We start from the raw sequence: 24,563 nt of genomic DNA, 5'->3' as shown, positions 1-24,563 counted from the left end.
CCGCTCATGGTCACATACTGGCGATGAGGCGCTCCACGCGCTCGTCGTAGGCCCGGAACGGGTCCTTGCACAGGACCGTGCGCTGGGCCTGGTCGTTGAGCTTGAGGTGGACCCAGTCGACCGTGAAGTCGCGCCGCTTCTCCTGGGCGTGGCGGATGAACTCGCCGCGCAACCGCGCCCGGGTGGTCTGCGGCGGGGTCTCCTTCGCCTCGAAGATGTCCAGGTCGGTGGCGACCCGGTCGACCTGCCCGCGCTTTTCCAGCAGGGCGTACAGGCCCCGGTTGCGGCGCAGGTCGTGGTAGGCCAGGTCCATCTGCGCGACCCGCGGGCTGGACAGGGACAGGCCGTGCTTGGCCTGGTAGCGCTCGATGAGCTTGAGCTTGGTCACCCAGTCGATCTCCCGCTCGACCGGGCTGAGGTCGCCGGACTCGACGGCGGCCAGCAGCCGGCCCCACAGGTCGATGACCCGCTTGGTGGCCGCGTCGCCGCCCCGGCGCTCCACGAACTCGCTGGCCCGCGCGAAGTACTCCTGCTGGATCTCCAGCGCGGAGATCTCCTTGCCGTTGACCAGCCGGACCTTGCGCCTGCCGGTGACATCGTGCGAGACCTCGCGGATCGCCCGGATGGGGTTTTCCAGGGTCAGGTCGCGCATAGCGACGCCGGCCTCGATCATCCGCAGCACGATGTCGGCGCTGCCGACCTTGAGCAGCGTGGTGACCTCGTTCATGTTCGAGTCGCCGACGATGACGTGCAGGCGCCGGTAGCGCTCCGCGTCCGCGTGCGGCTCGTCGCGGGTGTTGATGATCGGCCGGGACCGGGTGGTCGCCGACGAGACACCCTCCCAGATGTGCTCGGCGCGCTGCGACAGGCAGAACACCGCGCCGCGCGGGGTCTGCAGCACCTTGCCGGCGCCGCAGATGAGCTGGCGGGTCACCAGGAACGGAATGAGGATGTCGGCCAGCCGGCCGAACTCGCCGTGCCGCGAGACCAGGTAGTTCTCGTGGCACCCGTAGGAGTTGCCGGCCGAGTCGGTGTTGTTCTTGAACAGGTAGATGTCGCCGGCGATGCCCTCGTCGTGCAGCCGCTTCTCGGCGTCCACGAGGAGGCCTTCCAGGATCCGCTCGCCCGCCCGGTCGTGGACAACCACGTCGGCGATCGAATCGCACTCAGGCGTCGCGTACTCCGGATGTGAACCCACGTCCAGGTAGAGCCGCGCGCCGTTGCGCAGGAACACGTTGCTGGATCGACCCCACGACACCACCCGACGGAACAGGTAACGGGCCACCTCGTCCGGGGAGAGGCGGCGCTGCCCGCGATAGGTGCACGTGACGCCGTACTCGGTCTCAAGCCCGAAAATGCGCCGGTCCATGCACCGACATTAGCCGGCCGAGGCCGTCTGTGGTCAGTGTGCTCGCGCCCCTTGCGCTTTTTCGGTGGTACGCAGGGATTCCGTGTACGCGCGACACGCCGGGTACCGGGGAAGCAGCCCGGTTTCGCGCGCGTGCGCCAGCGAGGGGGCGGCGTCGTCGCGCGCCGACAGCAGGGGGTGCTCCGCCGGCCACTCGATGCCCAGCTCGGGGTCGAGCGGGTGCACGGTGTGCTCGCCGGCCGGGTTGTACGTCTCCGAGCACAGGTACGTCAGCGTCGCGTCGTCCGTGAGGGCGCAGAAGCCGTGCCCGAGGCCCTCGGCGATGTAGACCGCCCTGCGGTCGACGTCGTCGAGGCGCACGCCCTCCCAGCGGCCGAACGTGGGCGACCCCTCCCGGATGTCGACGATCACGTCGAGTACCGCGCCGCGGGTACAGGTGACGTACTTCGCCTGCCCGGGCGGTACGTCGGCGAAATGGATGCCGCGCACCACGCCGGCCGACGAGGTGGAGAGGTTGGCCTGGGCGAGCCGCAGCGGGTGCCCGACCGCCTCGGCGAGGTGGTCGAAGCGGTACCACTCGAGGAACACCCCGCGCGGGTCGCCGTGCTGCACCGGGGTGATCTCGAACGCGCCCTCGATGCCGAGCGGGCTGATCTTCACGAGGCCTCCAGCAGGTCGAGCAGGTAGTTGCCGTAGCCGCTCTTGGTCAGCGGCCCGGCCAGGACGCGCAGCTGTTCGTCGTCGATGAAGCCGTTGCGCCAGGCGGCCTCCTCGATACAGCCGATCTTGACGCCCTGCCGCTCCTCGATCACCCGGACGAACTCCGAGGCCTGCATGAGCGAGGAGAACGTACCCGTGTCCAGCCATGCCGTGCCCCGGTCGAGGACGGTGACCGTCAGGGCGCCCCGGCGCAGGTACGCGTCGTTGACCGCGGTGATCTCCAGCTCGCCCCGCGCGGACGGGGTCAGGTTGCGGGCGATCTCGACCACGTCGTTGTCGTAGAAGTACAGGCCCGGCACCGCGAACCTCGAACGGGGCTTCTCGGGCTTCTCCTCGATCGAGATGACCTTGCCGTCGGGGTCGAACTCCACCACGCCGTACGCCTCGGGGTTCGCCACCTGGTACGCGAAGACGCGCCCGCCGACGATCTCGGCCGAGTCGGAAAGCTGACGGCCCAGCCCCACGCCGTGGAAGATGTTGTCGCCGAGCACCAGGGCCACGGACTCGCCGCCGATGAACTCCTCGCCGATGACGAACGCCTGCGCCAGGCCCTCCGGCCGGGGCTGCGCCGCGTACGTGATGTCGATGCCCAGCTGGCTGCCGTCGCCCAGGAGCTGGCGGAACTGCCCCTGATCCTCGGGGGTGGTGATGATCAGGATCTCCCGGATGCCCGCCATGAGGAGGGTCGTCAACGGGTAGTAGATCATGGGCTTGTCGAAGACCGGCATGAGCTGCTTGGAAACGGCCCTGGTCAGCGGCCATAGCCGCGACCCGGTGCCGCCCGCCAGAACGATCCCGCGCATGGGAAGGGACCGTACCACCGTTGGACTAGACTCCCCTCCTCATGAGGCTTCTGGTCACCGGCGGCGCCGGGTTCATCGGCTCCCACTACGTGCGTACCCTGCTCAGCGGCGGTTTCCAGCCGTCGTCCGTCTCGGCCGTCACGGTGCTCGACAAGCTGACGTACTCGGGCAACAGAGCCAACCTCGACCCGGTGGCGGCCGATCCCCGGCTCACGTTCGTCCAGGGTGACATCTGCGACACCGCCCTGGTCGACGAGCTGGTCGCCGGCCACGACGCCGTGGTGCACTTCGCGGCCGAGTCGCACGTCGACCGGTCCATCGCGAGCGCGGCCCCGTTCGTGGTGACGAACGTGCTGGGCACCCAGACGCTGCTCGACGCGGCCGCCCGCCACCGGATCGGCCGCTTCCTGCACGTGTCCACCGACGAGGTGTACGGCTCGATCGAGACCGGGTCGTGGACCGAGGACTGGCCGCTCGCGCCGAACTCGCCCTACGCGGCCTCCAAGGCCGGCTCCGACCTGCTGGCGCTCGCGTTCCACCGCACGCACGGCCTCGACGTCGTCGTGACCCGCTGCTCCAACAACTACGGGCCGTACCAGTTCCCCGAGAAGGTCATCCCGCTGTTCGTCAGCAACCTGCTCGACGGCGGGACCGTGCCGCTCTACGGCGACGGCGGCAACGTGCGCGACTGGCTGCACGTGCACGACCACTGCGTCGGCATCCACCTGGCGCTGGAGAAGGGCCGCGCCGGCCAGGTCTACAACATCGGCGGCGGCACCGAGATGACGAACAAGGAGCTCACCGGCGAGCTGCTGGCCGCCCTGGGCGCCGGCTGGGACCGCGTCGTGCCGGTCACCGACCGCAAGGGCCACGACCGCCGGTACTCCCTGGACATCACCAAGATCTCCGAGGAACTCGGGTACGCCCCCAGCATTCCGTTCGCCCGCGGCCTGGCGGACACGGTCCAGTGGTACCGCGACAACCGGGCCTGGTGGGAGCCGCTGCGCGAGCGGGCGCGGCTGGAGTCGGCATGAGCCGTTGGCTCGTCACCGGGGCGGGCGGGATGCTCGGGCAGGACCTGCTCGCCGTCCTCAAGGACACCGCCTCGTCGGTGACCGCGCTCGCCCGCACCGACCTCGACATCACCGACCCGGCCGCTGTGCGCGCCGCCGTGACCGACCATGACGTCGTCGTCAACGCCGCCGCCTGGACCGACGTGGACGGTGCCGAGACCGCCGAGGCGGCCGCGACGGCCGTCAACGGGGTCGGCGTGGGCCACCTGGCCGACGCGTGCGCGTCCGCCGGGGCGCGGCTGCTGCACGTGTCCACGGACTACGTCTTCGCCGGCGACGGCACCTCGCCGTACGCGGAGGACGCCCCCACGGCTCCCGTCAACGCGTACGGGCGCTCGAAGCTCGTCGGCGAGCGGGCCGTGCTCACCCTGGCCCCCGACGTGGGCTACGTCGTGCGGACCGCCTGGCTGTACGGCGCGGGCGGGCGCAACTTCGTGACCACGATGCTGCGGCTGGCCGCCGAACGCGACACCCTCGACGTGGTCGACGACCAGCGCGGCCAGCCCACCTGGTCGCGCGCGCTCGCGCAGCAACTCGTGGCACTCGGCGGCGCCGCGCTGGCCGGGTCGGCACCCGCCGGCGTCTACCACGGCACCGCGTCCGGCGAGACCACGTGGTACGGGCTGGCCCGCGAGGTGTTCGCCCGGCGCGGCCTGGACCCCGACCGGATCCGCCCGACGACCAGCGCCGCCTACGTGCGCCCGGCGCCCCGGCCCGCGTACTCGGTGCTGGGCCACGCCCGCTGGGCGGCGGCCGGCCTGCCACCCCTCCCCGACTGGCGCACCTCCCTCGCCACCTTCCTCTCCACCTGACGGGCACCCGTCGAAGGGCACTCGCCGAAATTGGCCTTACGTACCGAATGTCGCCCAGAATTCGGTACGTAAGGCCACTCGGCGGCGCAAGGCGCGAAGGGCAAGGCGCGAAGGGCACGCGGCGCGAGGCAGCGTGAGCGGCGCAGCCCGCCGCGCTTGCGGGGCGGGCTGCGGTGAGCGTGACTGGTGCTACTGGGGGGCGCCGCCGGAGGAGTCGCCGCCGGCGGTCTTGTCGCGGTCGGTGTCCTCGTCGTCCGGGGCCTCGGCGCCGGCCTCCTCGGCCAGCTCCTTCTCGGCCCGGACGGTCGCGGTGCCGGTGGTCTTGGCGGGCGTGGCCTTCACCGGGTTGGCGGGGCTGCCCTTCACCGGCGGCTCGCCGCCCTCGGCCTTGGGGCTCTCCGCCGCCGCGGCCGGCGCGCCGGGCAGGAGGGCGGTCAGGGCCGCGCCGGTGATGCGGCGGAAGGCGCGGCCGACCTTGCGGCGGTCGAGGACGGCGATCTCCAGCTGGTTCGCGACGAGGGTGCGCTGAGCGCCGTTCTCGCCGCCCACGCTGCCGATCGCCTTGAGGGCCAGGGCGAGCGCCTCGGTGAGGCCGAGGTCGGCGTTGTGGCCCTGGCGCATGACGGTGGACAGGGCGTCCACCTGACCGCCCATCACGACGAAGCCGGGCTCGTCGCTGACGGAACCGTCGTAGGTCAGCCGGTAGAGCTCGTCGGCGGACGACGTGTGGCCCACCTCGGCGACGCAGATCTCGACCTCGAACGGCTTGGACTGCTCCGTGAAGATGGCGCCGAGGGTCTGCGCGTACGCCGTGGCGAGCGCCCGACCGGTCACGTCGCGGCGGTCGTACGAGTAGCCCCGCAGGTCGGCCAGGCGCACGCCGGCCGCCCGCAGGTTCTCGAACTCGTTGTAGCGGCCCACCGCGGCGAACCCGATGCGGTCGTAGATCTCGCTCACCTTGTGCAGCGTCGTGGAGAGGTTCTCCGCCACGAACAGCACACCACCCTCGTAGCTCAGCACCACGACGTTGCGGCCGCGCGCGATGTTCTTGCGCGCGTACTCCGAACGATCCCGCATGATCTGCTCGGGCGAGGCGTAGAACTGCATGGCCATGGGTGGTGGGTCTCCTAACTACCGGGTGTGGGAACGGGACGAGCGAATACGGCTCCGGCGTCAGCCGCCGATGTTCTCGTTGCGGGCCGCCACGACGGCCTCGGCGAGCACGGCGGTCTCGGCCTCGGGCAGCCGGTGGGTGCCCTCGGCGCTGGCCGTCATCACCACGGGGTAGATCTTGCGGATGAGGTCCGGACCCCCGGTGGCCGTGTCGTCGTCGGCGGCGTCGTAGAGGGCCTCGACCGCCAGTCGGGCCGCCTCGTCGGCGCCCAGTCCCGGCCGGTACCGCTTCTTGAGCGCGGCCTTCGCGAACAGCGAACCGGAGCCGATGCCGTCGTAGCCGGTCTCCTCGTAGCAGCCGCCGGCCACGTCGAAGCTGAAGATGCGCCCGGCCCGCGCCGGGTCGGCGGCGTCGAGGTCGAAGCCCGCGAACAGCGGGATGACCGCGAGCCCCTGCATAGCCGCACCGAGGTTGTTGCGGATCATCGCGGCCAGCCGGTTGGCCTTGCCGTCGAGGGACAGCATCGTGCCCTCGATCTTCTCGTAGTGCTCCAGCTCCACCTGGAACAGGCGCATGAGTTCGATGCCCACGCCCGCCGTGCCGGCGATGCCCACCAGGGAGTACGCGTCGGCGGGGTGGACCTTCTCGATGTCGCGGCTGGCGATGAGATTGCCCATGGTGGCGCGCCGGTCGCCGGCCATGACGACGCCGCCCAGGTAGCTGACCGCCACGATCGTCGTGGCGTGGGGCGCCAGGTCGGCGCTGCCCGGGGGCAGCGGCCGCCGGCCGGGCAGCAGCGACGGGGCGGCCTGGCTCAGGAAGTCCGTGAACGATGACGTGCCCACGTTGGTGAACAGATCGGGCAGACGGCCGGAAGGATCAAAACCCACTGGCACGCTCACTGCCCGCCCTTCTGGACATAGCCCCGCACGAACTCCTCCGCGTTCTCCTCAAGCACCGAGTCGATCTCGTCCAGGAGGTCGTCGACGTCCTCGGTGAGCTTCTCCTGGCGCTCGGCCACCTCAGGGTTGACCTCGGGCGCCGGGGACTCGTCGATCTCCTCGTCGCGGCGGGACTTGCCGGACTGGGACTGACCGCCGGAATCGCGTGTAGCCATCCTGTCCTCCTCCAACATCGGTTGCAGAAAACCTACCTCGGCCGGGGCACAAAATCCTCGGCCCCCCGGCGGTTTCGCCCAGGGCGCACTCAGTTGGCGGTGATAACTTCCAGAAGGTCCTTCGCACTGGGGCACCGGTCGAACAGCGCGCCCACGTGCTTGCGGGTGCCCCGCTCGGGCTCCATCATCGGCACCCGCACGAGCGACTCGCGGCCCACGTCGAAGATGACCGAGTCCCAACTGGCCGCGACGACCTCGCTGGCGTACTTGGCCAGGCAGCGGCCCCGGAAGTAGGCACGGGTGTCCTCCGGCGGCTCCGTCATGGCGCGACGGACCTCGTCGTCGTCGAAGAGCCGCTCCATGGCGCCGCGCGCCACCAGGCGGTGGTAGAGGCCCTTCTCCGGGCGAACGTCGGAGTACTGCAGGTCGACCAGCTGGAGCTTGGGCGAGCCCCAGGCGAGGTCCTCCCGCTCGCGGTAGCCCTCCAGCAGCCGCAGCTTGGCGACCCAGTCCAGCTCGCCCGCGCAGAGCATGGGGTCGCGGCCGAGCCGGTCGAGCACGCTCTCCCAGCGGGCCAGCACGTCCTCGGTGATGTCGTCCGAACCGTTGGCGTCCACAAAGGAGCGCGCCCGCTCCAGGTACGCCCACTGCAGGTCGAGCGCGGTGAGCCGGCGCCCGTCGCGCAGCCGCATCAGGTGGGTGAGGCTCGGGTCGTGGCTGACGGCCTTCAGCTCGCCGACCGGGTCGGCGATGCCCAGGTCGGGGGTGAGCACCTTGGCCTCGATCATCGCGAGGACCAGGGAGGTCGTGCCCGCCTTGAGGTAGGTGGAGATCTCCGAGAGGTTCGCGTCGCCGATGATGACGTGCAGGCGCCGGTACTTGTCGGCGTCGGCGTGCGGCTCGTCGCGGGTGTTGATGATGGGCCGCTTGAGGGTGGTCTCCAGGCCCACCTCGACCTCGAAGAAGTCGGCGCGCTGGGAGATCTGGAAGCCCGCCTGCGAGCCGTCCTGGCCGATGCCGACCCGGCCCGCCCCGCACACGATCTGGCGGGTCACGAAGAACGGGGTCAGGTGCGTGACGATGTCGGCGAACGGGGTCTGGCGGGCCATGAGGTAGTTCTCGTGGGCGCCGTAGCTGGCGCCCTTGTTGTCGGTGTTGTTCTTGTACAGGTGGATCTGTCCGACGGTCGGCACGGTCGCGGCCCGGCGGGCCGCCTCGGCCATCACCCGCTCCCCCGCCTTGTCCCACAGCACCAGGTCGCGCGGGTTCGTCACCTCGGGCGTCGAGTACTCCGGGTGGGCGTGGTCGACGTAGAGCCGGGCGCCGTTGGTCAGGATGACGTTGGCCAGGCCCAGGTCCTCGTCGGCGAGGGCCTCCGCCGGGTCGTACAGCGAACCGGAGTACGTGAAGCCGCGGGCGTCACGCAGTGGCGACTCCTCCTCGTAGTCCCAGCGCGCGCGGCCGCCGCGGGTCAGCTCGGGACGGGCACCGTAGGCGTTGACGACCTGCGAGGAGGTCACCATCGGGTTGGCCGCGGGTTGGCCCGGCACGGACACGCCGTACTCGACCTCGCTGCCCATGATCCGTCGTACGCTCACTGGGAGGGCTCCTGTCGCTGGGGCTGATGCTTCGAGCGTAGACGCATCGGATGGCCACGGGTGGCCGGCTGACCGGCGGCATGCGAGGAACGGTCGCCTTGGTTCGCTGGCCCTCCGGCCCGCCGGATCGCGCGCGGCGCGCGGTCGGGACCCCGACCGCGACGCGGCCCGACGCGTCCAGCCGCCGTGAAAAAGGCTCATGGCCCCGGCGTCCGCCGGGGCCATGAGCGTGTCGTCCGTTACAGGTACTGGCCGGTGTTGCTGACCGTGTCGATCGAGCGGCCGGCCTCGGCGCCCTTGCCACCGGAGACGAGCGTGCGGATGTAGACGATCCGCTCGCCCTTCTTGCCGGAGATACGCGCCCAGTCGTCCGGGTTGGTGGTGTTGGGCAGATCCTCGTTCTCCCGGAACTCGTCGACGCACGCGTCGAGGAGGTGCTGCAGGCGCAGGCCCTTGCGTCCGGTGGAGAGGAACTCCTTGATCGCCATCTTCTTGCCCCGGTCGACGATGTTCTGCACCATGGCACCGGAGTTGAAGTCCTTGAAGTACAGGACCTCCTTGTCGCCGTTGGCGTAGGTCACCTCGAGGAAGCGGTTCTCCTCGGTCTCCGAGTACATCCGCAGGACCACGGCCTGGATCATCGCCTGCACGCAGGCGTCCGCCGACCCACCGTGCTCGGCCAGGTCGTCGGCGTGCAGCGGCAGCCCCGTCAGGATGTACTTGCTGAAGATGTCCTTCGCGGCCTCGGCGTCCGGGCGTTCGATCTTGATCTTCACGTCCAGGCGGCCCGGCCGCAGGATCGCCGGGTCGATCATGTCCTCACGGTTGGAGGCGCCGATCACGATGACGTTCTCCAGCCCCTCCACGCCGTCGATCTCGCTCAGCAGCTGCGGCACGATCGTGTTCTCGACGTCGGAGGACACACCCGAGCCACGGGTCCGGAAGATCGAGTCCATCTCGTCGAAGAACACGATGACCGGCGTGCCCTCGCTGGCCTTCTCGCGGGCCCGCTGGAAGATCAACCGGATGTGCCGCTCCGTCTCACCGACGTACTTGTTGAGCAGCTCGGGGCCCTTGATGTTGAGGAAGTAGCTGGTCTTCTTCTCCTCGCCGCGCTTGTCGGCGATCTTCTTGGCCAGCGAGTTGGCCACGGCCTTGGCGATGAGCGTCTTGCCGCAGCCGGGCGGGCCGTAGAGCAGCACGCCCTTCGGCGGGCGCAGCTGGTGCTCCCGGAACAGGTCGGCGTGCAGGAACGGCAGTTCGACCGCGTCGCGGATCTGCTCGATCTGGGAGTGCAGGCCGCCGATGTCGGTGTAGTCGACGTCCGGCACCTCCTCCAGCACGAGCTCCTCGACCTCGCTCTTCGGGATGCGCTCGTAGGCGTAGGCGCTGCGCGGCTCGATGAGCAGCGAGTCGCCGGCCCGCAGCGCGGACGCGTTGAGCGTGTCGGCGAGGTGCACCACCCGCTCCTCGTCGGCGTGCGAGATGACCAGGGCGCGGTCCAGGACGCCGGTCTCGGCGTTCTCCATGACCTCCTTGAGCATCACCACCTCGCCGGCCCGCTCGAAGCCGAGCGCGTCGACGATGTTCAGCGCGTCGTTGAGCAGCACCTCCTGCCCGCGGCGGAGGTCCTCGACCTCGATCGCCGGGGACACCGCGACCCGCAGCTTCCGACCGCCGGTGAACACGTCCACCGTGCCGTCGGGGTAGCGGCCGAGGAAGACGCCGTAGCCGCTCGGCGGCTGTGCCAGGCGGTCGACCTCCTCCTTGAGCGTGACGATCTGGGCCCGCGCCTCCTTGAGCGTGGCCACGAGCCGCTCGTTGTTCTCCGTCGCCCTCGCCAACTGCGCCTGGGTCGCGGCGAGTCGCTCCTCCAACTGACGAACATGCCGCGGGCTCTCGGTCAGCTTCCGCCTCACCAGGGCGAGTTCCTCCTGGAGGAACGCGACCTGCGTGGCGAGATCGTGGGCCTCCCTCTCCCAGCGTTCGGCGCGAGCATCCGCGTCCTCACTGCGTGCCACGTCCCACCTCCCCGGGGGGTACTGCCTGACGCGGCGGGAGCCGCGTCCTGCTCTCGTGCCATAAACACTAACCGGTTTGACCTCCCAGCGTCCCCACCCGAGGCGGCTGTCGCAAGGTCGTTATCGCGGTGCGGTACGGTCGAGAACGTGACGACCGAACCCCTGCGTGTCTGGGTCGACCAGGACCTGTGCACCGGCGATGGGCTGTGCGTGCAGTACGCCCCGGAGGTCTTCGAGTTCGACATCGACGGCCTGGCCTACGTCAAGGGCACCGATGGTGAGCTGCTCACTTCCCCTGGTAGCCAGGTGGATGTGCCCGAAAACCTGCGTCTTGAGATCATCGACGCGGCCAAGGAGTGCCCGGGCGACTGCATTCACGTGCAGCGGGCCGCCGACGGCGTGGCCGTGGCGGGCCCGGACGCCGACTGACGTCAGATTGGGCGGCCTACCAAAGATCCGACAAGCTGGGCAAACTCCTCAAGTCGGGCGATTTGCCCCGCCCCGCCGTCGTCCATCGTCTTGCCGAAGCGCAACGCGTCGTGGCGCACCCCGGTCTCCTCGCGGCCGGACCCGGCGCCCGCCTCGTCCAGTGAGCTGAGTAACAGGTAGACATCCACGCCGTCCACCCGCACCTGGCCGTCGGCGCCGCGCAGCAGGCGGCGCCGGCAGCCCACCTCCGTGACCGCCGACAGCGGCACGACCCGGATCGACGACGTCATGGCACCCGTCGGGCCGTCCGTGGGGGCCATGTCCTCGCCGTGCCACAGCACGAGGCGGGTGCCGTCACACACGGCCACCTCCTGCCAGACGCCGTTGACCTCGTTCACGAAGCGTTCCAGCGTGAAACCCAGCACCGAGCCGCCCGACAGCACCCCATCGAGGGCCTCCAGTGCCACGTCGGGGTCGCGCAGGTAGGCGCGCGCGGCGGAGTCCAGGTCGGGGTAGGGCGACCAGTCGGGAAACACCGCGGGCAGATCGTTGCCGTACGCCGGCCGGTTCACCGTGGCATCTCCTCCGGGCCCTCCGACGCGGTGGCTTCCAACGCGGTGGCTTCCCGCGCGGCGTTCCCGCGCTTGCGCAGAGCATATGCCTCCGCGCCCTTGCTGGGCTTTCGCCGTCTGGGCGGAGCGATCACCCCGGGGGCCAGCTTGCGGGCACTGATCAGAAACGCGGTATGCGCGATCATCCGATGGTCGGGGCGCACCGCCAGGCCGTCGGCGTGCCAGTCGCGCACGAGGGACTCCCACGCCCGGGGCTCGGTGTAGCCGCCCCGCTCCCGCAGCGCCTCGACCGTCTCCGACAGTTGGGGGGTCGTCGCGACGTACGCGATGAGGACGCCGCCCGGCACGAGTGCCCGGTCGACCAGGTCGAGGCAGTCCCAGGGCGCCAGCATGTCCAGGATGATCCGGTCGAACCCGGTCTCCCGGCACTCGTTCACGTCACCGACCGACAGCTGCCACGCCTTGGGCGGCGCGCCGAAGAACGCCTCCACGTTGCGGCGGGCGATGTCGGCGAAGTCCGGCCGCACCTCCCACGAGTGCAGCTCGCCGCCGTCGCCGACGGCCCGCAGCAGCGAGCAGCTCAGCGCGCCCGACCCCGCGCCCGCCTCGAGCACCTTCGCGCCCGGGAACACATCGCCCATCGCCACGATCTGGGCGGCGTCCTTGGGGTAGATCACCTGCGCGCCGCGCGGCATCGACAGCACGTAGTCCGACAGCAGCGGCCGCAGCGCGAGGTACGCCGTGCCGCCCGCCGACGTGACCACGCTGCCGTCCGGCAGCCCGATGAGGTCGTCGTGGGCGAGCGCGCCCCGGTGGGTGTGGAACTCCCTGCCGGGCTCGAGCACGATCGTGTGCATGCGGCCCTTGGGGTCGGTCAACTGCACCCGGTCGCCCGGGACGAAGGTGGTGGATCGGGTCACCGTGCGGACTTCCTCATTCAGAATCGGGACGGGCCGCGGTCAGCGCCCGGGCCAGGTCGGCGGTGCGCAGCACACCAGCCGCCGCGCCGTCCGAGAGTACGAGGTAGACCGGTGCCGGGTTCATCCGCACGGCCCGCACCAAGTCCTCCCCGGAAAGTTCCACAGCGAGCGTACGGCCGGGGTCCAGCGTACGGGCGACAGACTCGACGGAAACCCAGGGCCGCCGCTCGACGGGCACCGCGGCGGCCGCCTCGTCGTGCACGAGCGCCACGAGCCGGCCCTGGCCGTCCGTCACGCCCAGCGCGGCGCCACCCCCGCGCCGCTGCGCCTCCGCCAGCGGGGTGCCGGCCGGCACGGCCACGAGCGGCGTCACGAGGGAGCCCAGGCGCAGCCCCGCCAGGCGGGACGCGACGCGGCCCTGGCGGATCGCCGCCCACGCGCCGCGCCACAGCACGACCGCGATCATCACCGTGAACAGCAGCCCCACCAGCCCCACCCAGCGCGCGGCGTACGCCGCCACGCCGGCGGCCGCGGAACCCGCCGCCACGAATACGCCGCACCAGCCGGCCACCCGGCTGCCCTTGTGGGGGTCGCCCGTGATCGCCCAGATCACGGCGCGCAGGATCCGGCCGCCGTCCAGCGGCATGCCGGGCAGGGCGTTGAACGCGGCCACCAGCAGGTTGCTGACCGCCACCTGCCAGGTCAGCTCACGCACCAGCCCGGCGCCGGGCTGCACGACGGCCGCGGCGACCGCGCCGAAGCCGAGCACCGCGGAGACCACCGGCCCGGCGAGCGAGACCAGCAGGTCCGCCCGGGCGCTCGGGCTGCGCGCGTCCATCTCCGTGTACCCGCCGAACAGGTCCAGCGTGATCGCGTGCACCTCGATGCGGAAGCGCCGGGCGGTCAGCGCGTGCCCCAGCTCGTGCAGGAACACCGACAGCAGCAGGCACAGCACGAACGCGCCGCCCATGACGTAGGCGCTGACGCCCGTCCCGGCGGCGCTGGGCAGCTGCCCGTACATGAGGATGAGCAGCCCCGCGAGCAGCAACCAGGTCGCGTTGAGATACACGGGGACCCCTGCCACCGTGGCCAGCCGCAGCCCTTGACGCTCGCTCATGGTCTCCGATCGTAGGCGGGCCGGCGCGGGGCGCCGCCGTGGCGGCCGTGTCGTACCGGTGGCTTAGCCTCAACGCATGTCGGTCGACGCCTCCCCCGCAGCCTCCCCCCAGCCGTCACTGTCCCCGTCCCGCGCGGCCGACTTCAAGACCTGCCCGCTGCTCTACCGGTTCCGCACGATCGACCGCATCCCCGAACAGCCCACCACCGACCAGGCCCGCGGCACTCTCGTGCACGCGGTGCTGGAGAAGCTGTTCGACCTGCCCGCCGCCGAGCGCACCCGCCCCCGGGCCGGGGAACTCGTGGTCCCGCAGTGGCAGCGGCTGCGTGAGGAGCGGCCGGAGCTGGGCGACCTGTTCGGCGACGAGGGGCCCACCGAGCCGGAGTTCCTCGACTCGACCGGGGCCCTGCTCGACGGTTACTTCACCGTGGAGGATCCGCGCCGCCTGGAGCCCGGCGAGCGCGAGTGCCTGGTCGAGGGCACGCTCGACGACGGGCTGCGCATCCGGGGCTACATCGACCGCCTCGATGTCTCACCGGGTGGCGACCTGCGGGTGGTCGACTACAAGACGGGTGGCGCGCCCCGCGAGGCGTTCGAGGCGCGGGCCCTGTTCCAGCTCAAGTTCTACGCGCTCGTGCTGCTGCGCACGCGCGGGGTGGTGCCGCGCGCGCTGCGGCTGATCTACCTCAAGGACGCCGAGATCCTCGACTACGCGCCCGACGCCGAGGAGCTGGCCCGGTTCGAGCGCACCCTGGTGGCGCTGTGGCGGGCGATCGAGCGGGCCACCGCCGAGCGCGATTTCCGGCCCAAGCCGAGCCGCCTGTGCGACTGGTGCGCCCACCAGGCGCGCTGTCCGGCCTACGGCGGCACTCCGCCGCCCTTTCCCGAGGCCGTGCCGGCCGTGCCGGTCGCCGACATCGTCGTCAGCACGGACGAGTAGCCGGTGCGTCGGGTGACCCCGGCGCGGGCCACCTACTGACGTGCGGCCGCCGGCGCGACCAGCCCGCGCAACGTCGCCAGGCGCACGTCGACCAGGCCGTCGTGCAGGTGCAGCCGCTCTCCGGTCGCGGTGACGGCGACCTCCTGCGGCACGGCGATCACCGTGCAGCCGGCGGCGAGCGCGGAGGCGATCCCGACCGGCGAGTCCTCGATGGCCACGCACCCGGTCGGGTCGACACCCAGCGCGGCCGCCGCCGTCAGGTACGGCGTGGGGTCGGGCTTGCGGGCGGTGACGTCGTCGGCGGTGACGACGACGTCGAAGTTGGTCGGGTCGAGGGTGCGCAGCGCCACGTCGACGAGGCTGCGGCCGGTCGAGGTCACCAGCGCCGTGGGTACGCCGGCCGCGCGCACCTCGGTGAGTAGCTCCCGCGCGCCCGGCTGCCAGGTGAGCTCGTTGGCGAACAGCTCGGCCACCCGGGTCGCGACCCACCGCGCCCCGGATCGCGGATCGCGCCAGGGCTGCCCGAGGTCCTCGTGCAGCAGGCGGAAGGTCTCCGCCTCGCTGGTGCCGATCATCGCGAGGCGGGCCCGGTCGGACAGCCGTCCGCCGTACCGGCGGGCGAGTTCGCCGAGGGCGATGCCCCAGAGGCGCTCGCTGTCGATGAGGGTTCCGTCCATGTCGAACAGGACCGCGGAGGGGCCGGGAGAGGTCACGGCGCCATTCTGCCGAGAGCGGCTCACGGATCGCCCGCCCTTGTGACGCGTTCGGCAGACCGATTTGCCGATATTTCATGGTTAAGAACCTGATGACCGATAGCTTGATCTCTGTGATGGGGAACGCGGCCTCCGCACAGGACGTGTGGAAGGTGTACGGCACCGGCGAGGCCCAGGTGGTGGCACTGCGCGGGATCAATGTCGCGTTCGAGTGGCAGAAGCTCACCGCGATCATGGGCCCGTCGGGTTCCGGCAAGTCGACCCTCATGCACTGCCTGGCCGGCCTCGACACCGTCAACCGCGGCGAGGTCCGCATCGGCGACACCGTGCTCACCCAACTGAACGACGCCGGCCTGACGAAGGTCCGCCGCGACCGCGTCGGCTTCATCTTCCAGCAGTTCAACCTGCTGCCCACGCTCACGGCCAAGGAGAACATCCTGCTGCCGCTCGCCATCGCCGGCCGCAAGCCCGACCAGCGGTGGTTCGACAAAATCATCGACACGGTCGACCTCGGCGACCGCCTCAGCCACCGCCCGTCACAGCTGTCGGGCGGTCAGCAACAGCGTGTCGCGTGCGCCCGGGCGCTCGTGTCCCGGCCCCAGGTCATCTTCGGCGACGAGCCGACCGGCAACCTGGACTCCCAGTCCGGGGCCGAGATCCTGCGGTTCCTGCGCACCTCCGTCCGCACGTTCGGGCAGACGATCATCATGGTCACCCACGACCCCAACGCCGCCTCGTACGCCGACCGGGTCGTGTTCCTGGTGGACGGCCAGATCGTCGAGGAGGTCACCGACCCGACAGCCGACCTGGTGCTCGACACGATGCGCAGCCTGGACACCCGGCTCGGCCGGCCCGACGAGCCCGGCCCGCCGCCGGAACCCAGGTGAGCCCGCCGTGCTCCGGGCGATGCTGCGCGGCCTGCTGACGCACAAACTACGCCTCGCGCTGTCGGCGCTCGCCGTGGTGCTCGGCACCATGTTCATGACGGGCGCCTTCGTCGGCGGCGACACGATCGCCAAGGGCTTCGAGAACCTGTTCGCCACGACCCAGGAGGACCTGGACGTTCAGGTCACCGCCGTGAGCGACGCGCCACGCAGCCAGACGGGGACGAGCACGCCGACCGCCTTCGTCGACCCGTCCGCGCTCGCCAAGATAGAGGCCGTCCCGGGTGTGGCGAAGGCGACCGGCCTGGTGCTCGTCGACGGCGCCCGGGTCATCGGCCCCGACGGCAAGGTCGTGCCGAGCACCGGCCCGCCCCGGTACGGCAGCAGCTGGGTCGACGACGGCAGCGGGTTCGTCGTGCTCCGCGAGGGCCGGGCCCCGGTGCAGCCCGACGAGGTGGCGGTCAACGCGACCCTCGCCGACGCGGCCGACCTGACCGTCGGCGGCACCGTGAAGGTGCTGACCCTGCGCCCGGAGCCCGAGACGTTCCAGGTCGTAGGCATCTTCGGGTACGAGGGCGACCGCGACAGCCTCGGTGGCGAGACGAACGTGGCGTTCACGCTGCCGACCGCGCAGCGGGTCATGATCGACGCGCCCGGCAAGTTCACGCAGGTGGACGTCACCGCCACACCCGGCGTGACGCCGACCGCCCTGCGCGACGACATCGCGGCCGCCCTCGGCCCGGGGTACGCGGTGAAGACCGCCGACGAGGTGGCCGAGGAGCAGGCCGACGCGATGCAGGGGTTCGTCGGGATCCTCAAGAACGGGCTGGCCGTCTTCGCGTTCATCGGGCTGTTCACGGGTACATTTCTGATCTTCAACACGTTCGCCATGCTGGTCGCGCAGCGGACCCGGGAGCTGGCCCTCTACCGCGCGTTCGGGGCGGGGCGCGGGCAGGTGCTGCGCGGCGTCCTCGCCGAGGCCGCGCTGCTGGGGCTGGCCGCCTCGCTCGTCGGGCTCGTCCTCGGCGCCGGGGTCGGCTACCTGCTCACGGCGGCGTTGGAGGCCCTGGCCAACACGAGCCTGCCCGTGACCGGCGTGATCCTGCGGCCGTACGTGGTCATCGCCACCCTCGCGGTCGGCGTCGGCGTCACCGTGCTCGCGGCGCTGGTGCCGGCGCTGCGCGCGGGCCGGGTGGCGCCCGTGGCCGCGATGCGCGAGTCGGCCGCCCCGGAGCGCCCACTGGGACCGCTCACCATCGCGGGGGCGGTCGTCCTGCTCGCCGGCGCGGGCCTGCTCACCCTGCGGCTCACGGGTGCGGTGGAGGGCCAGAACGTCCTCCTGCTGGGCGGCGGGACCCTGCTGGCCTTCCTCGGCGTCGCCATGCTGGCCCCGGCGATCAGCCGGCCGGTGACCACGACCCTGGGCCGGCCCGTCTCGTTCACCACGCCGGGGCGGCTCGGCGCCCGCAACACCGGGCGCAACCCGATCCGTACGGCCGTGACGGCGGCCGCCCTCATGATCGGCGTGGCGCTCGCCACCGGCGCGGGGGTGTTCGCCAGTTCGGCGAAGGCCGGCATCAGCGACGCGTTCCGGGCGGAGTTGACCGCGCAGCTGGTCATCGCGGGCGATCTCACGACCGGTCAGGGTGGCTTCGACCCGGCGCTGATCTCCAGGATCACCGAGCTCCCCGAGGTCACGGACGCGTTGGCGCTCCAGGTCGACACCGTGCGCCTGGGCCAGGGCACCGCCGTGGTCGCCGCCACCGACGTGGGCGCCGCACAGGTTATCTTCTCGCTGCGGGCCACGGCCGGGGAGCTGCGGACGCTGCGGGCCGGCGAGTATGTCATCGACGCCGACACGGCCGCGCGCGACAACCTGACCGTGGGTTCGACGACGACCATGGTCCCGCCGCGCGGCGGGACGTTCCCGCTGCGGCTGGTGGGCATCTACGAGACCAGCAGGCTCGTCTCCGGCCCGCTGATCAGCACCGCCGACGCGGCCGGCTTCCGGACCCGGGTGGCCCAGCAGGGCTACGTGCGCGTCGCCGACGACGCGGCCGTACCGACCGTGAAGGACGAACTGACGGCCCTGTTCGCCGCCAATCCGGAGATCACGGTCGCGGACGCCTCGTCCGTGGTGGACCAGGCCCAGCAGTTCCTCGACGTCATCCTGGCCATCCTCAACGTCCTGCTGGGGCTGACGATCGTCGTGGCCGTCCTCGGGGTGATCAACACGCTGCTGCTGTCCATCTACGAGCGCACCCGCGAGATCGGGCTCATCCGGGCGGTGGGCATGAGCCGCGGCCAGGTCGCCCGCATGATCGGCGTGGAGTCCGTCCTCATCTCCGTGTTCGGCGCGCTGCTCGGCCTCGTCGTGGGTGTCGCGCTGGGCACCGCGATCGTGGTGGCCCTGGACAGCTCCGGCTACCTGTCGCTGACCCTGCCGTGGGGCTACCTCGTGGCCGTCCTGGTGCTCGCCGTCGTGGCGGGCGTGGTGGCCGCGATCCTGCCGGCCATCCGGGCCGCCCGCCTCGACGTGCTGCGCGCCATCGCCTACGAGTAGGCCGGCGCCGGCACGAGACGGCCCAGCACCGCCGGCAGGTCCGCCGTGTGTACGACGCCGAGGCGGCGGGTCGTGCGGGTCAGCCCCACGTACAGGTCGTTGAGGCCGCGCGGCGACTCCGCGATGATCTCATCCGGAGCCACGACCAGTACGGAGTCGAACTCCAGGCCCTTGGCCTCCGCCACGGTGAGCACGACGACCGGGCTCTCCAGGTCCGCGTCCGTGCCGCCCAGCTCCGCCCGGCGCGCCTCGGGCACGAGCACCCCGACCCGCCCGTCGCGTACGGCGGTCGACTCGGCCTTGGCCAGGTCGCCCACCACGGCCGCCAGCTCGGCCGGGGCCACCCGCAGCGCCCAGGGCTCACCCTCGGTGTCGCGCACGGAGCGCGGCGGCTCGCCGGGCGGGTCCAGCGCGGCGAGCACGTCCGCCGCCACGGCCATGACCTCCGCCGGGGTGCGGTAGTTGACCGTCAGCTCGGCCAGGCGCCACCGGTCGTCCACGAACGGGGCGAGCGTGCGTGCCCACGACGCGCTGCCGGCCAGCGCCCCGGTCTGCGCCACGTCCCCGACCAGGGTCATCGACCGGCTGGGGCAGCGGCGCATGAGCAGCCGCCAGGCCATGGGCGACAGCTCCTGCGCCTCGTCGACGATCACGTGCCCGAACGCCCACCGGCGGTCACGCGCCGCGCGCTGGGCGACCGTGAGGCCCTCGCCCTCGACGTGCCGCTCGGCCAGGCGGCTCGCGTCGAGCAGGTCGTGCGCCATGAGGACCTCGGGGTCGTCCTCGTCCTCGAGGTCGATCGACCGGGAGCCCAGCGCGATCTCCATGGCGCCCGCCGCGAACTCGACGCGCTGGCGCTCCTCCAGCTCGGCCATCGCGATGCGCATCCGCACCGCCCGGTCGTCCTCGCCGAGCAGCTCGGCGGCCTCGTCGAGGAGCGGGACGTCGGCGGGCGACCAGTCGTCGCCCGGCTCCCGGTGCAGCGCGGCGCGCTCGGCGTCACTCAGGTGCGGTGCGGCGGCGGCGAGTCGCTCATGGCTCGCGTACAGGTCGGACAACAGGCGACGGGGCGTCAGGCGGGGCCAGAGCCGGTCGACGGCCTCGCGCACGCCCGGATCGTCGCGCAGCTCGCGGCGGATCTCCTCGACGTCGCCGGGGTCGAGCAGGTTGCCGTTCTCCACCGGGTCGACGTCCTCGCCCAACTGGGCCAGGATGTCCGCGACCGCGGAGGAGCCGATCATCTCCTCCGTGCTGAGCACGTCCGCGCCGATGACGTCGGCGACCTGGTCGGCGAGGGCGTCGACCACGAGGCGCTCCACGATCGGGCGCACCTCGTTGTGGGTGCCGTCGGCCCGCCGCGCCCGGTCCCGGATGCCCAGGCACGTGGCGCGGTCCAGGGTCAGCTCCTCGCCGGAGGCCAGCACCACGTCGAGGGCCTCCTCGGGCACCCACTGCCGGTCGGCGAGGGCCGCGGCCACGACGCCGGCCATGTCCGCGCGGCCCTTCAGGCCCGCGGTGGTGGCGGGCTCCGCCCGCGTTGCCCGTACGCCCGGGTAGAGCTCGCCGAGGGTGGCCAGCAGCGCACCGGTCTCGCCGAGCGAGGGCAGCACGTGGCCCACGTAGCGCAGGAACGTGGGGTTGGGCCCCACGATCAGCACGCCGCGCTGGGACAGCTGCTCGCGGTGGGTGTAGAGCAGGTACGCCGCGCGGTGCAGCGCCACGGCCGTCTTGCCGGTGCCCGGGCCGCCCTGCACGACCAGCACGCCGGAGGCGGGCGCCCGGATCACCCGGTCCTGCTCGGCCTGGATGGTGGTGACGATGTCGCGCATGCGTCCGGTGCGGCTCGCGCCGAGGGCGGCGAGCAGCACGGCCTCGCCGGTCAGGTCGGTGTGCGCGTCCGGGTCGACGACCGCGAGGTCGAGCACCTCGTCGTCGAGGCCGGTGACCGTCCGGTCGGCGGTACGGATGTGCCGCCGGCGTCGCACGCCCTCCGGCGCGGCGGCCGTGGCCAGGTAGAACGGGCGGGCGGCGGGGGCGCGCCAGTCCATGAGCGGCGGCTCGGCGTCCTCGTCCTCGTCGGCGTCGGCCGACAGGCCGATGCGACCGATGTAGCGGCGCCCGCCGTCGAGCAGGTCCAGCCGCCCGAAGCACAGGCCCTGCTCGGCGGCGTTGAGCGCGCCGAGCCGGTCGCTGTAGGCCGTGTACGCCGCGTCGCGCTCGCTGCGCGCCTGCTGGGTGCCGCCGGCGCCGCTGCCGCGCAGCACGTCGGCGAGCCGCTCGGCCGTGAGCGCCCGCAGCGCGTCCAGGCGTGCGTACAGCGAGGTGAGGTACGCCTGCTCAGCGGCGACCTCGCCCGTCGCGTCCGGTAAGTCCCAAGTAGTCAACCCGCCTCCCCGTCGGGACAGCTTACCGGCGGGTCGGCGCGACGGCCCGTACTACGGAACCACGCCGGCGGGGCGGACCACCCCGGCCGTGCCGGCGCCTCTGCGCACCGGCTCGGCGGCGGCCACGACGCGCCCGTCCGGCAGCAGTTCTATCCCGGTCGCGGCCCCGATCTCCGTCATCGTGGTGAAGACGTGCCCGAGCCCTTCCAGGGCCGCGCGGTCGAAGGCCGGCTCGGCGGGGATGGTGGCCGTGTTGCGCTGGGTGGCACGCGGCGCCGCGATCGCCTCGGGCAGGCTCATGCCGAGGTCGAGCCGGTTGACCAGGATCTGCAGCACGGTCGTGATGATCGTGGACCCGCCGGGGGTACCGACGGCGAGCACCGGCCGCCCGGCGCGGGTGACGATCGTGGGCGCCATCGAACTGCGGGGCCGCTTGCCGGCGGCGGGCAGGTTCGGGTCGGCCGCGTCGCCCTGGGTCGGGGCGAAGTTGAAGTCGGTCAGCTCGTTGTTGAGCAGGAAGCCCCGGCCGGGCACGACCATGCCGTTGCCGCCGATCTGCTCGATCGTCAGCGTGTACTCGACGACGTTGCCCCACCGGTCGGCGACCGTGAGGTTCGTGGTCGACTGCCCGGCCAGCTCGGGTTCCGTCGCCGTGGCGGCGGCGCAACCGCCGTAGGCGCCATCCGGGACGCCGGGCGCGACCGGCTTCGGCAGCGCCCCGCCCGGGTCGATCAGGCACGCCCGCTCGGCCGCGAACCGGTCGCTGAGCAGCTCGTTGAGCAGGGCGCGCGGGGTGCCGTCGCCCACGTAGCGGTTGCGGTCGGCGAACGCGAGCGCGCTGGCCTCCAGGTAACCGTGCAGCGCCAGCTCGCGGGGCAGGTCGGCGCGCTCCAGGATGTTGAGCGCCTCGCCCACCGCCTGACCGCCGCTGGACGGGGTCGCCATCCCGTGGACCTGGTAGCCCCGGTAGCCGACCCGGGTCGGGGCGGGCTCGCGCACGGCATAGCCGGCGAGGTCACGCACGGTCAGGGTCGCCGGCCGGATCGGATACGCCCACGTGCCGATCGGGGTGTCCGCGACGGGCGGGTCCGTGACCGTCGTAACGATGTCGCGGGCGACCGGTCCCCGGTAGAAGGCGCCGGCCCCGCGCTGGCCGATCAGGTCGTACGTGCGGGCCAGGTCCGGGTTGCGGAACGTGCTGCCGACGGCCGGCGGCGCCCCGCCCGGCAGGAACAGCGCGCTCGTTGAGGAGAACTGCCCGAACGCGGCCGCGTTGTCCGCGACCTGGGTCCGGAAGGTCGCGTCGACCGGGAAGCCCTTTCGCGCCACCGTCGACGCCGGACGCAGCGCGTCGGCCAGGCTGATCGTGCCGAAGTCCCGCAGCGCCCGCTCCCAGGTGGCCACCGTCCCCGGCACGCCGACGGACAGGCCACTCACGCGCGCCTCCTGGAACGCGTACGGCGCCCCGGTCGCCGGATCGATGAACGACGTCGCCGTCATGCTCGCGGGAGCGGACTCGCGCCCGTCGATCGTGTGCACCCGCCCGGTGCGCGCGTCGTAGTAGAGCAGGAAACCGCCACCGCCGATGCCGGCGGAGAACGGCTCCGTCACGCCGAGGGCGGCGGCGGCCGCGATCGCGGCGTCGACCGCGTTGCCGCCCTCGCGGAGCACCTCGAGGCCCACCCGGGTCGCCTCGGCGTCGACCGTGGCGACCGCGCCGCCGTAGCCGACCGCCGTCGGCCCGCCCGGCACCCGGCCGGCCACCGCCGGGTCGGCGCCGGCGAGCGCCGCCGCGAGGACCGCCACCGCCGCGGTCCGGACCAGGATCGTGCGCGCCATGTCGCCTCCCAGGAATCGGCTCGGCTCTATGTCCTGCCTACCATCGGCGGTGACGCCACGGCAACCCACGGTCACCGTGCCGCGCCAGGGCGGTGCGCGCGGGTACCACCCTGGCGCGGCACGGCCCTGGTCATCCCTCGGTGACGAACATGTCGTCGGGTACGCCGGCGACCTTCATCTGGCGCCAGATCGGACGCCAGCCGGGCAGCTCGTGATAGCGCCGCAGCGCGGCGAGCCCGGTCAGCCAGCCGGCCCAGCCCGGGTACGGCGGGTTGGCGGGGTCGAAGCCGCTCTGCACGACCGTGAGCCGGGTTTTGCCGTCCGATCCGTCCAGCTCCCAGCTGGTGGTCATGCCGTCGGCGAACCGCAGCGTGGCCTTGCGGCCGGGTTCGAACTCGACGAACCGGGCGCCCCCGGGGTCCACTTCGAAGCCGCCCATCGCGAACCGGCCGCCCACGTGGGGCTCGATGTCCACATGGGCGCCGAACCATCGCAGGAACTGGTCCGCCCGGGTCATCGAGTCGAACACGACCTCCGGCGCCGCGTCGATGACCACTTCGGCGCGCTGCTCGGCCGACGTGAAGTCGCACTTCGGGGTCGGCGCGCGGCCGGCCAGGTAGTCCGCGAGGTTCGCGATCGCCAGGCCCCAGAACGGCTGCAGCGCCCCCCGGGCGCCGCCCTTGTCGGCGATGACGTCCTCGAAGCTCGGCAGTTCGGTCTGGCTCAGCGTGATCAGCGTGCCGTCCCCGTCCTCGTCGAGCCGGAACTCGGTCGTGGTCTCGATGCCGTCGAGGGTCCACGCGAACCGGATGGTGCGCTCGTCCACATGCAGCACGCGCTGGTGCGGCCGGGCGCCGTCAGGCGTGTAGCGGCCCCAGAACTCGTACCTGCCGGGCAGGTCGACCTCGGCGTGCTCGGCCAGCCAGACACGCAACGCGGCCGGGTCGGTGAGCGCCTCGTACACGGTCGCGAGCGGGGCGGCCAGAAACGCGCTCATGCGCAGGTCAGGCTCGATCATCGGGATCTCCCTTGGGGTAGCAGGCGACGGCGAGGCGGAACGCGTCGCCGTCGGCACCGCCATAGCGGGTGAACAGGTCCTGCAGCGTCTGCTGCAACTCTTCGAGAAACGCCTGGCGCTGCTCCGGGCGCACCCGGATGTCTCCGGACACCCCGAGCGACGGCAGGTCCGGCCGGGCGAGGTCGAGCGCGGCGAGGTCGGCCTGCACGTCCTCCATCAGGTCGACCAGGTAGCCGATGCTGAGCCGGTCGCGGGTCCGGCGCAGCCCGATGCGACCGACCAGGCGCGGGGACAGCCAGTAGGAGCGGCCGGCCGCCTGGTAGATGCCCTCCTGGATGCCCCGCACGCGCCGCTCGGCCACCTGACGCACCAGGTCCGCATCGAGCAGGCGCTTGACGTGGTAGTAGACCCGCTGCGGGGTCTGGTCGAGCTCCACCGCCACCTCGGTGCAGGACCGGGGCACGGCGAGCTGGCGCAGCACTTCGATGCGCTGCGGCTTGAGCAGGGCCTCAGCCTGCTCGATCTGGTCGAGGTAGACGATGTCTCTCATTGCAAAA

The 24,563-nt window shown here is 72.1% G+C and carries 21 protein-coding genes and 1 pseudogene; 6 read left to right on the top strand and 16 right to left on the bottom strand.

Annotation, left to right across the window (positions count from 1 at the left end; genetic code table 11):
* Positions 1–10 precede the first annotated feature (10 nt).
* The 3 genes from pafA to rfbA are packed head-to-tail and all read right to left on the bottom strand — an operon-like array spanning position 11 to position 2,892.
* On the bottom strand, positions 11–1,369 hold the full coding sequence (pafA, locus tag ABD191_RS11165) for a Pup--protein ligase (protein WP_344079744.1): 1,359 nt from the start codon (positions 1,367–1,369) through the stop codon (positions 11–13).
* Positions 1,370–1,402: 33 nt separating this feature from the next.
* Positions 1,403–2,029: a dTDP-4-dehydrorhamnose 3,5-epimerase gene (gene rfbC / locus ABD191_RS11160; protein WP_344079741.1), complete on the bottom strand. Its 627-nt coding sequence runs from the start codon at positions 2,027–2,029 to the stop codon at positions 1,403–1,405.
* Positions 2,026–2,892, bottom strand: coding sequence for a glucose-1-phosphate thymidylyltransferase RfbA (rfbA, locus tag ABD191_RS11155; RefSeq protein ID WP_344079738.1), 867 nt, complete (start codon positions 2,890–2,892; stop codon positions 2,026–2,028). Before rfbA ends, rfbC begins: the two co-directional genes overlap by 4 nt.
* A 41-nt stretch (positions 2,893–2,933) precedes the next feature.
* On the opposite strand from rfbA, the gene rfbB reads away from it, so the two are divergent.
* Both rfbB and rfbD read left to right on the top strand, forming a co-directional pair.
* Positions 2,934–3,926: a dTDP-glucose 4,6-dehydratase gene (gene rfbB, locus ABD191_RS11150; RefSeq protein WP_344079735.1), complete on the top strand. Its 993-nt coding sequence runs from the start codon at positions 2,934–2,936 to the stop codon at positions 3,924–3,926.
* On the top strand, positions 3,923–4,777 hold the full coding sequence (gene rfbD / locus ABD191_RS11145; protein ID WP_344079732.1) for a dTDP-4-dehydrorhamnose reductase: 855 nt from the start codon (positions 3,923–3,925) through the stop codon (positions 4,775–4,777). The genes rfbB and rfbD overlap by 4 nt, the downstream gene beginning before the upstream one ends.
* A gap of 425 nt (positions 4,778–5,202) precedes the next feature.
* Here the strand turns inward: rfbD and prcA are convergent.
* The 5 genes and pseudogenes from prcA to arc form a co-directional block, all read right to left on the bottom strand.
* Positions 5,203–5,890 (bottom strand): annotated as a pseudogene (gene prcA / locus ABD191_RS11140) (proteasome subunit alpha); the annotation flags it as partial.
* A gap of 60 nt (positions 5,891–5,950) precedes the next feature.
* The gene (gene prcB / locus ABD191_RS11135; RefSeq protein WP_344080161.1) at positions 5,951–6,787 is read right to left on the bottom strand and encodes a proteasome subunit beta; all 837 of its coding nucleotides are present in this window, start codon (positions 6,785–6,787) and stop codon (positions 5,951–5,953) included.
* Between the two features lie 2 nt (positions 6,788–6,789).
* Positions 6,790–7,008, bottom strand: coding sequence for a ubiquitin-like protein Pup (locus ABD191_RS11130; RefSeq protein ID WP_344079730.1), 219 nt, complete (start codon positions 7,006–7,008; stop codon positions 6,790–6,792).
* Positions 7,009–7,097: 89 nt separating this feature from the next.
* Positions 7,098–8,606 (bottom strand): depupylase/deamidase Dop, encoded by a 1,509-nt coding sequence (gene dop / locus ABD191_RS11125; protein WP_344079727.1) that lies wholly within the window; start codon positions 8,604–8,606, stop codon positions 7,098–7,100.
* A gap of 239 nt (positions 8,607–8,845) precedes the next feature.
* The gene (arc, locus tag ABD191_RS11120) at positions 8,846–10,627 is read right to left on the bottom strand and encodes a proteasome ATPase (RefSeq protein WP_344079724.1); all 1,782 of its coding nucleotides are present in this window, start codon (positions 10,625–10,627) and stop codon (positions 8,846–8,848) included.
* A 147-nt stretch (positions 10,628–10,774) separates the two neighbouring features.
* On the opposite strand from arc, the gene ABD191_RS11115 reads away from it, so the two are divergent.
* Entirely contained in the window at positions 10,775–11,056 is a 282-nt protein-coding gene (locus ABD191_RS11115; RefSeq protein ID WP_344079721.1) for a ferredoxin, read from the top strand.
* Positions 11,057–11,058: 2 nt separating this feature from the next.
* On the opposite strand, the gene ABD191_RS11110 is transcribed toward ABD191_RS11115, so the two are convergent.
* From ABD191_RS11110 to ABD191_RS11100, 3 genes are read right to left on the bottom strand one after another with little or no spacing between them, the layout of a single operon-like run.
* On the bottom strand, positions 11,059–11,628 hold the full coding sequence (locus ABD191_RS11110) for a hypothetical protein (RefSeq protein WP_344079719.1): 570 nt from the start codon (positions 11,626–11,628) through the stop codon (positions 11,059–11,061).
* Positions 11,625–12,548: a tRNA (adenine-N1)-methyltransferase gene (locus tag ABD191_RS11105; RefSeq protein ID WP_344079716.1), complete on the bottom strand. Its 924-nt coding sequence runs from the start codon at positions 12,546–12,548 to the stop codon at positions 11,625–11,627. Before ABD191_RS11105 ends, ABD191_RS11110 begins: the two co-directional genes overlap by 4 nt.
* A 13-nt stretch (positions 12,549–12,561) precedes the next feature.
* Positions 12,562–13,665, bottom strand: a complete 1,104-nt coding sequence (locus tag ABD191_RS11100) for a M50 family metallopeptidase (RefSeq protein ID WP_344079713.1) — start codon at positions 13,663–13,665, stop codon at positions 12,562–12,564.
* Between the two features lie 76 nt (positions 13,666–13,741).
* Between ABD191_RS11100 and ABD191_RS11095 the strand changes: the two genes are divergently transcribed.
* Positions 13,742–14,605, top strand: a complete 864-nt coding sequence (locus ABD191_RS11095; protein ID WP_344079710.1) for a RecB family exonuclease — start codon at positions 13,742–13,744, stop codon at positions 14,603–14,605.
* A 32-nt stretch (positions 14,606–14,637) separates the two neighbouring features.
* On the opposite strand, the gene ABD191_RS11090 is transcribed toward ABD191_RS11095, so the two are convergent.
* Positions 14,638–15,318, bottom strand: coding sequence for an HAD family hydrolase (locus ABD191_RS11090; RefSeq protein WP_344079707.1), 681 nt, complete (start codon positions 15,316–15,318; stop codon positions 14,638–14,640).
* A 116-nt stretch (positions 15,319–15,434) separates the two neighbouring features.
* Here ABD191_RS11090 and ABD191_RS11085 point away from each other — a divergent pair, with 116 nt between their 5' ends.
* Positions 15,435–16,205, top strand: coding sequence for an ABC transporter ATP-binding protein (locus tag ABD191_RS11085; protein WP_344080158.1), 771 nt, complete (start codon positions 15,435–15,437; stop codon positions 16,203–16,205).
* Between the two features lie 7 nt (positions 16,206–16,212).
* On the top strand, positions 16,213–18,765 hold the full coding sequence (locus ABD191_RS11080; protein ID WP_344079704.1) for an ABC transporter permease: 2,553 nt from the start codon (positions 16,213–16,215) through the stop codon (positions 18,763–18,765).
* On the opposite strand, the gene ABD191_RS11075 is transcribed toward ABD191_RS11080, so the two are convergent.
* The 4 genes from ABD191_RS11075 to ABD191_RS11060 all read right to left on the bottom strand — a co-directional run bounded on the left by ABD191_RS11075 (position 18,756) and on the right by ABD191_RS11060 (position 24,556).
* A complete protein-coding gene (locus tag ABD191_RS11075; RefSeq protein WP_344079701.1) occupies positions 18,756–21,149 on the bottom strand; it encodes a HelD family protein in 2,394 nt (797 codons plus the stop codon). The genes ABD191_RS11080 and ABD191_RS11075 overlap by 10 nt on opposite strands.
* Positions 21,150–21,200: 51 nt before the next feature.
* Positions 21,201–22,988, bottom strand: a complete 1,788-nt coding sequence (gene ggt / locus ABD191_RS11070; RefSeq protein ID WP_344079698.1) for a gamma-glutamyltransferase — start codon at positions 22,986–22,988, stop codon at positions 21,201–21,203.
* Between the two features lie 130 nt (positions 22,989–23,118).
* Positions 23,119–24,006 (bottom strand): SRPBCC family protein, encoded by an 888-nt coding sequence (locus ABD191_RS11065; protein WP_344079695.1) that lies wholly within the window; start codon positions 24,004–24,006, stop codon positions 23,119–23,121.
* On the bottom strand, positions 23,993–24,556 hold the full coding sequence (locus tag ABD191_RS11060) for a helix-turn-helix domain-containing protein (RefSeq protein ID WP_344079691.1): 564 nt from the start codon (positions 24,554–24,556) through the stop codon (positions 23,993–23,995). The genes ABD191_RS11065 and ABD191_RS11060 overlap by 14 nt, the downstream gene beginning before the upstream one ends.
* Positions 24,557–24,563 lie beyond the last annotated feature (7 nt).

The organism is Luedemannella helvata (assembly GCF_039528415.1).
Lineage (GTDB): Bacteria > Actinomycetota > Actinomycetes > Mycobacteriales > Micromonosporaceae > Luedemannella > Luedemannella helvata.
This window is presented reverse-complemented; position numbering and strand designations above follow the sequence as displayed.